This is a genomic window from Micromonospora sicca, from assembly GCF_003172935.1.
Lineage (GTDB): Bacteria > Actinomycetota > Actinomycetes > Mycobacteriales > Micromonosporaceae > Micromonospora > Micromonospora sicca.
Window position 1 is genome coordinate 1 of record NZ_QGKS01000284.1, and the last position, 7,675, is coordinate 7,675.

A 7,675-nucleotide genomic window follows, 5' to 3' on the forward strand; every position below is an offset into this window, starting at 1 on the left:
GGACGCAGGGGCGCTGCGAGGGGGTCCCGGCCCGTTCGCCTTTCTCCGGAGGTGCGGGCCGGGACGCAGGGGCGCTGCGAGGGGGTCCCGGCCCGTTCGCCTTTCTCCGGAGGTGCGGGCCGGGACGCAGGGGCGCTGCGAGGGGGTCCCGGCCCGTTCGCCCGCTCGGGGTGCGGCCGGGGCCGCCAGGGGATCGCCGAGGTGGTGGGGTCCGTGGCGGCTGGAAACCGTCAGATCGGGGAAGTGGCGCGGGCCGGGAGGCGTGGTTCAGCGGATGCGGCGGTTCTCCCGGACCAGGCCGCCCTCGCACCAGTCGTGGTAGACGAAGAGATCCGGCCGGGCCAGCAGCACGCGGCTGTTGTGCGCCCAGTTGCGCATCAGCTCGTCGCCGCCCCGTTCGGCCTGCTCGACCAGCTTCCGGAAGCGGCGCTTCGGGTGGGCCCGGAAGTTCGTCCGGATGCCGTCGGCGGCGTAGATGTAGAGGCAGTGCATTGCGAACCGCCGGGCCGGGCAGGCCGGGTCCATCGCGAGCTCGAAGAGCGTCGTCACCAGGTGGTCGCCGGCGACCAGCAGGTCCCAGTCCGGGGGCATCGAGGCCAGCGGCACGGAATCCGGCTGGTACGCCCAGGCCCGTAGCTCCGTCGGTGACGGATCAACGGGGTTGGCAAAGCCGTGGAACGTCGACTCCTGCACGCTCACCGGCCAACCTTCCGCTACCGCTGGCGGGGGCACCGGCCACCCGCAGACCCTGGCTGCTGGGGCGACACGGTAACGCGGTTTCGCTCGGCGGCGGAAGACCTGTCCGGGACCGATTCGGCAACGGACGGCCGGGCCGGGTCCACCGTACGGCCGACCCGGCCCGGAAAGCATCGACCGGCGTCAGTCAGCCGCCGGGGCCGGCTCCGGCCGGCGGAGCTGGCTGCGCCGCCGCAGCCAGCGCTTGAACCAGGGGAAGTCGGGCAGCCGGGCCAGCATCGGCCCGGTCACCACGGTGATCAGCACGTACGCCGTGGCGAGCGCCGCCAGCCGGGGCTCCACCGGCTGGGCGGCGGCGACCGCCAGCCCGGCGATGACGATGGAGAACTCGCCGCGCGGGGTGAGCGCGAACCCGGCCCGCCAGCGACCGGGTTCGGCGATCCCGGCCCGCCGGGCGGCCAGGTAGCCGGTGAGCAGCTTGGTTCCCATGGTCACCACGGCCAGCGCCAGCGCCGGCAGCAGCACCGGCGGCATGTCCAGCGGGTCGGTGACCAGGCCGAAGAAGACGAAGAAGACCGCGGCGAAGAGGTCCCGCAGCGGGGAGAGCAGCTCGGTGGCGTGGTGCGCGACCGGCCCGGAGAGCGCGATGCCGACCAGGAAGGCGCCGACCGCCGCGGAGACCTGGAGCTTGGCGGCCACACCGGCGACCAGCAGGGTCAGGCCCAGCACCCCGAGCAGCAGGGCCTCCGGATCCTTGGCGGACAACGCCGCGGAGATCAGGTGGCCGTACCGGATGGCGACCGCCAGCACGAGCACCACGGTGAGCACCGCGACGGCCAGGGCGATCCCGCCCGTGACCAGGCCGACGCCGGCCAACAGCGCGGTGACCAGCGGCAGGTAGAGCGCCATCGCCAGGTCCTCGATCACCAGCACGGAGAGGATCACCGGGGTCTCCCGGTTACCGACCCGGCCCAGGTCGCCGAGGACCTTGGCGATCACCCCGGACGAGGAGACCCAGGTGACGCCCGCGAGCACCACCGCGGCCACCCAGCCCCAGCCGAGCAGCAGCGCGAACCCGAAGCCGGGCAGGGCGTTGAGCGCCGCGTCGATCAAGCCGGCCGGGGCCGCCGAGCGGAGGTTGCCGACCAGTTCGTTGGCGCTGTATTCGAGGCCGAGCATGACCAGCAGCAGGATCACGCCGATCTCCGCGCCGACGGCGAAGAACTCCTCGCTGGCGTTCAGCGGCAGCAGGCCGCCGTGACCGAAGGCGAGGCCGGCGAGCAGGTAGAGCGGGATCGGGGAGACGCCGAACCGACGGCTGAGCCGGCCGAGGAGGCCGAGCAGGAGCAGCAGCGCGCCGACCTCGACGAGCAGTGTGGTGGTTTCGTGCATCCGCCTCAGCCGTCCGGGTCACTGTCGGCGAGGACGGCGGTCACCCCGTCGAGACCCTGCCGGGTCCCGACCACGACCACCACGTCACCGGCCGCGAAGCGGAAGGTGGGATCGGGCGAGACGATCACCTCGCCCTGCCGCAGCACCGCCACGATGGAGGCGCCGGTGCGGGTACGCGCCCTGGTGTCGCCGAGCCGCTTGTTGACGTACTTCGAGCCGGCCGGGATGGCGATCTGCTCGGTGAGCAGCCCGGCGGCCTGCTCGCGCAGCCCGGAGAGCTGGCCGAGCATCAGCGACGCGCCGAGGATGTCGGCGAGCGCCTCGGCCTCGTCGTCGGTGAGCGGGATGTCGGCCTGGCAGGCGTCCGGATCGTCCGGGTCGTACAGGACGAGGTCCCGGCGGCCGTTGCGGTGGGAGACCACCCCCAGCCGGCGGCCCGATTCCGTCACCAGATCGTGACGTACGCCGATCCCCGGCAGGGCAGTCTGTTCGACACGTACTCGCACCCAGGTAAGGCTACTGTGCCCCGGAGGTTGGATTGAGTCCGCGAAGATCTTCTTCGCTGGTCGCGTTGCTCGTGCTGTTCGCGGCGGCGGCGGCCTGGACGATCGTCGACGCGGGGCAGCCGGCACCGCACCCGTTCTTTCCGGCGGCCCCGCCGCGGACCGCCGACCCGGTCGAGGTTCGCCGCGTTCAGCTCGCCGTCGCCAACGGGTACGACCGGCCGTACGTCGAGTTCGGCGACGCCCTCCACGGGTACGCCCTCTTCGCTTCCTGCGGCGGGCAGCCGCCCGCGCCGGACTGTCCGGCACTGCTCCTCGCCACCGCGGACGGCGGGCGGTCCTGGCACCGGGTCCCGCATCCCCGCCCGCTGGCGAGTGGGCAGCGGCTCGAGGTCACGGTGGACGTGCCGGTCCTCTTCGTGCCGGGGGACGGCTGGTACTTCTCCCTGGACGGCGGGAGCAGCTTCCGGCACGAGCGCGGCGCGACCCTGCCCCCGGTGGTACGGGCGCTGCGCAGCCAGGTCCAGGTCGACGACCGCACCGGCCGGCTCGTCAGGTGGCACGGGGGTGTCTGGCGGCCGCTGCCGGTCCAGCCGCCCCTGTCCCGTCCGCAGAGCGTGTACGGCAGCGACGGGCTGGTGGTGGCGGCCTCCGTCGCCAACGGGCGACCGGTGCTCGCCGTCTCGTTCGACGCGGGCGCCCACTGGCGCCGGCCCCGGGTGGCGACCCCGGACGGGGAGATTGTGGGGATCCGGGTGGCGCCGTCGGTGCGCGGCGACGTCTGGCTGATCGGTGAGCGGCGGGATCCGGGCGGATTCCCCGCCCTCTGGCACTACGACGGCGACTGGCGACCGCTGATGGTGGACCGCTACCCCGAGCCCTTCGTGTCGCTGGTGCCCTTCGGCGAGGGCCGATTGGCGGTGAGTGGCCCCGACGGCGGGGTCTGATCACCGCCCCCGGCGGTCACTACATCGACGAGTCGTGGCCGCTGCGGGGAAACCACCGGCTGACCCTCCTCTTCGACGGCACGCTGCTGGCACGCGGACCGGAGGACGTGCTGCTGGGCGACCGCGATGGTGACCACTGGGTACGGGTGATCCTGGAGCGGCGGCGCCCGTCGACGGACAAGTGACCGGGTCACATCGCTACCCCTCCCGATGTCGATAGGACAGTCTGTTCACACGTACTCGCACCCAGGTGAGGCCGGCTACGGTGTGCTGGAGGCGCCATGGATCGGCGAACAGCCCGCTCGGTGACCGCACTGCTGTTCGTGCCGGTCCTGGCGGCCTGTTCGATCGGGGACGTCCGCCGGCCGCCGCCGAGCCCGGCGTCCGCGTCGCACCGCCCGGTCGTGACCGCACCGGCGCCGCCCCGGGTCGTCGGCTTCGACGAGGTACGCCACGTCCGGGTCGCCGTCCCCCAGCGGTACGACCAGCCGTTCGTCGAGTTCGCCGACGCGCAGCACGGCTACGCGATCTTCGCCGCCTGTGCCGGGCAGCCGCCCGGTCGCGGGTGCCCCGCACTGCTCTACGCCACCGTCGACGGTGGACACTCCTGGCGGGCGCTGCGGCATCCCCGTCCGGTCGCGCAGGACCAGCAGCTCTACGCGGTACCGGGGGCGCTGGTGCTGCTCGCCGAGCCGTACGGCTGGTACACCTCGACCGACGGCGGCGCCACCTTCGCTCACACCACCGGCGCGGAGCCGCTGCCGCTGGTGGCGGCGAGGGGCGACTACCAGGTCATCGAGGGCCTGGGCGAAGTCGGTGAGTGGGACGGCCGGCAACTGCGCCCACTGGCCGTCCAGCCGTCCGTGCGCGGGCTGAACACAGTCGGGCACTACGGCGACCTGATCGTGGCGGCCGGTGCGGCCGCCGGCCGGCCGTACGCCGCGGTGTCGCGGGACCGGGGGCGGCACTGGCTGAGCAGCGCGGTGCCGTTCTCCGGCGACGAGGTGGGGATGGTGCGGATCGCCTTCGCCCCCGACGGCGCGGGCTGGCTGATCGGGGAGCGGCCGGACCGGACCCGCTTCCCGGCGCTGTGGCGCTTTGTCCGTTCACGGTCCTGGGAGCCGGAGCCGGCCGTCGGGCATCCCGCGCAGGCCCGGTCGGTGGCGCCGATCGGGGTCGGGTTGTTGGCGGTGACCGGGCCCGACGGCGCGGGCATGGTGGCCGGGGGCCGTTACTACCACCTCGACTGGCCGCTCACGGCGGAGCACTACCTCACGGTGCTCGCCGACGGCACGATCGCCGCCCGTGGACCGGACGACGTCATCCTCGGCACCGGGTGGACCGCCAACCGGCGCTGGGCCAAGGTGACCCTGGTGAAAGGGTGAGCCAGGTCACACCGTTGGAGTTGAGCGGAATAGGCTCAACTCTGGTTGTGTCCTTCCTAGTGGACACGCCGATCCGGGGGAGCCCATGAACACGGAACGTCTCACCACCAAGAGCCGCGAGACCATCACCGGCGCCGTCGCGCTGGCGAACGAGCGCGGCCACGCCACGGTGGAGCCGTGGCACCTGCTGCTGTCGCTGCTGGACACCGAGGGCTCGACCGCCGCCGGCCTGCTGCGCGCCGTCGGGGCCGACCCCGCCGAGCTGCGCCGGACCGCCCAGCGTGCGGTCGACGCGCTGCCCGCCGCGCGCGGCTCCAGCATCGCCGAGCCCACCCTGGCCCGCGAGTTCGTCAACGCCATCGGCGCCGCCGAGCAGATCGCCCGGCCGCTGGGCGACGAGTACACCTCCACCGAGCACCTGCTCGCCGGCCTGGCCCGGGTGGGTGGCGCGGTCTCCGGCGCGCTGAAGTCCGTCGGCGCCACCGAGGAGAACCTGGTCGCCGCGTTCCCGAGCGTCCGCGGCGGCGACCGGCGGGTGACCACGGCCGACCCCGAGCAGACCTACCAGGCGCTGGCCAAGTACGGCGTCGACCTGACCGCCAGCGCCCGCGACGGCAAGATCGACCCGGTGATCGGCCGGGATTCGGAGATCCGCCGGGTGATCCAGGTGCTGTCCCGGCGTACCAAGAACAACCCGGTGCTGATCGGTGAGCCCGGCGTCGGCAAGACCGCGATCGTCGAGGGCCTGGCCCAGCGGATCGTCGCCGGTGACGTGCCCGAGTCGCTGCGGGACAAGAAGCTGGTGTCGCTGGACCTCGGCGCGATGGTGGCCGGCGCGCAGTACCGCGGCCAGTTCGAGGAGCGGCTGAAGTCCGTCCTGGAGGAGATCAGGAACTCCAACGGGCAGGTCATCACCTTCCTCGACGAGCTGCACACCGTCGTCGGCGCCGGCAAGGGCGAGGGCTCGATGGACGCCGGCAACATGCTCAAGCCGATGCTGGCCCGCGGCGAGCTGCGGATGGTCGGCGCGACCACCCTGGACGAGTACCGCGAGCACATCGAGAAGGACCCGGCGCTGGAGCGCCGCTTCCAGCCGGTGCTGGTCGGCGAGCCGACCATCGAGGACACCATCGGCATCCTGCGCGGCCTCAAGGAGCGCTACGAGGTCCACCACGGCGTCCGCATCACCGACGCCGCGCTGGTGGCCGCCGCCTCCCTCTCCGACCGCTACATCACCGACCGGTTCCTGCCGGACAAGGCGATCGACCTGGTCGACGAGTCCGCGTCCCGGCTCCGCATGGAGATCGACTCGCGGCCGGTCGAGGTGGACGAGATCGAGCGGGCGGTGCGCCGGCTCGAGATCGAGGAGATGGCGCTGGCCAAGGAGCCGGACGCCGCCTCCGCCGAGCGGCTGGAGCGGCTGCGCAAGGAGCTGGCCGACAAGCGCGAGCAGCTCACCGTGCTCTCCGAGCGCTGGCAGTTGGAGAAGAGCCACATCACCAAGCTCTCCACCGCCAAGGAGGAGCTGGAGCGGCTCAGCGGCGAGGCCGAGCGGGCCGAGCGCGACGGCGAGCTGGAACGCGCCGCCGAGCTGCGGTACGGCCGGATCCCCGCGCTCAAGACCGACCTGGCCCGGGCGGAGGAGGAGCTGGCCCGGCTCCAGGCCGACGGCGCGATGCTCAAGGAGGAGGTCGGCGCCGACGACATCGCCACCGTGGTCGCCTCCTGGACCGGCATCCCCGCCGGACGGCTGCTCGAGGGTGAGACCGCGAAGCTGCTCCGGATGGAGGAGTCGCTGCGCGCCCGCGTGGTCGGCCAGTCCGAGGCGGTCGGCGCGGTCTCCGACGCGGTCCGCCGCGCCCGGGCCGGCGTCGCCGACCCGGACCGACCGACCGGCAGCTTCCTCTTCCTCGGCCCGACCGGGGTCGGCAAGACCGAGCTGGCCAAGGCGCTCGCCGGGTTCCTCTTCGACGACGAGCGGGCCATGGTCCGCATCGACATGAGCGAGTACGGCGAGAAGCACTCCGTGGCCCGCCTGGTCGGCGCCCCGCCCGGGTACGTCGGCTACGAGGAAGGCGGCCAGCTCACCGAGGCGGTGCGCCGCCGGCCGTACTCGGTGATCCTGCTGGACGAGGTGGAGAAGGCCCACCCCGACGTCTTCGACATCCTGCTCCAGGTGCTCGACGACGGCCGGCTCACCGACGGCCAGGGCCGCACGGTGGACTTCCGCAACGCGATCCTGATCCTCACCTCCAACCTCGGGTCGTCGGTCATCAGCGACCTGACGTTGGCCGAGGAGCAGCGCCGCGAGGGGGTGCTGGCGGTGGTCCGCTCGCACTTCAAGCCGGAGTTCCTCAACCGCCTCGACGACATCGTGGTCTTCGCGGCGTTGCGCGGTGACGACCTGCGCGCCATCGTCGACATCCAGCTCGACCGGATGCGCCGCCGGCTGGCCGACCGCCGGCTCGGCCTGGAGATCACCGAGGCGGCCCGCACCTGGCTCGCCGAGCACGGGTACGACCCGATCTACGGCGCCCGCCCGCTGCGTCGCCTGGTGCAGTCGGCCATCGGCGACCAGCTCGCCAAGGCGCTGCTCGCCGGCCAGATCCGCGACGGCGACACTGTCAAGGTCGACCTTGCGGACAGCAAGGACTCCCTGGCGGTCACCGCCGCCTGACCCCGTCCCCACCCGGCCGGGTTCCGCCTCCCGCGGGACCCGGCCGGGTGGGGACGGGGTCAGGCGGCGGTGACC

At 73.1% G+C, this 7,675-nt stretch carries 6 protein-coding genes; 3 read left to right on the forward strand and 3 right to left on the reverse strand.

Going from position 1 to position 7,675, the window contains the following annotated elements; genetic code table 11:
- Positions 1–267: 267 nt before the first annotated feature.
- The 3 genes from DKT69_RS23165 to DKT69_RS23175 form a co-directional block, all read right to left on the reverse strand.
- Positions 268–699: a hypothetical protein gene (locus tag DKT69_RS23165; protein ID WP_109803609.1), complete on the reverse strand. Its 432-nt coding sequence runs from the start codon at positions 697–699 to the stop codon at positions 268–270.
- A gap of 180 nt (positions 700–879) precedes the next feature.
- Positions 880–2,088, reverse strand: coding sequence for a cation:proton antiporter (locus tag DKT69_RS23170; protein WP_109803610.1), 1,209 nt, complete (start codon positions 2,086–2,088; stop codon positions 880–882).
- 5 nt (positions 2,089–2,093) lie between these two features.
- On the reverse strand, positions 2,094–2,594 hold the full coding sequence (locus tag DKT69_RS23175) for a cation:proton antiporter regulatory subunit (RefSeq protein ID WP_109803611.1): 501 nt from the start codon (positions 2,592–2,594) through the stop codon (positions 2,094–2,096).
- A 65-nt stretch (positions 2,595–2,659) separates the two neighbouring features.
- Here DKT69_RS23175 and DKT69_RS23180 point away from each other — a divergent pair, with 65 nt between their 5' ends.
- The 3 genes from DKT69_RS23180 to clpB all read left to right on the forward strand — a co-directional run bounded on the left by DKT69_RS23180 (position 2,660) and on the right by clpB (position 7,600).
- On the forward strand, positions 2,660–3,538 hold the full coding sequence (locus DKT69_RS23180) for a beta propeller repeat protein (protein WP_109803612.1): 879 nt from the start codon (positions 2,660–2,662) through the stop codon (positions 3,536–3,538).
- 281 nt (positions 3,539–3,819) lie between these two features.
- On the forward strand, positions 3,820–4,923 hold the full coding sequence (locus DKT69_RS23185) for a beta propeller repeat protein (RefSeq protein ID WP_146231185.1): 1,104 nt from the start codon (positions 3,820–3,822) through the stop codon (positions 4,921–4,923).
- An 85-nt stretch (positions 4,924–5,008) separates the two neighbouring features.
- Positions 5,009–7,600, forward strand: coding sequence for an ATP-dependent chaperone ClpB (clpB, locus tag DKT69_RS23190; RefSeq protein ID WP_109803614.1), 2,592 nt, complete (start codon positions 5,009–5,011; stop codon positions 7,598–7,600).
- The last annotated feature ends 75 nt before the right edge of the window (positions 7,601–7,675 follow it).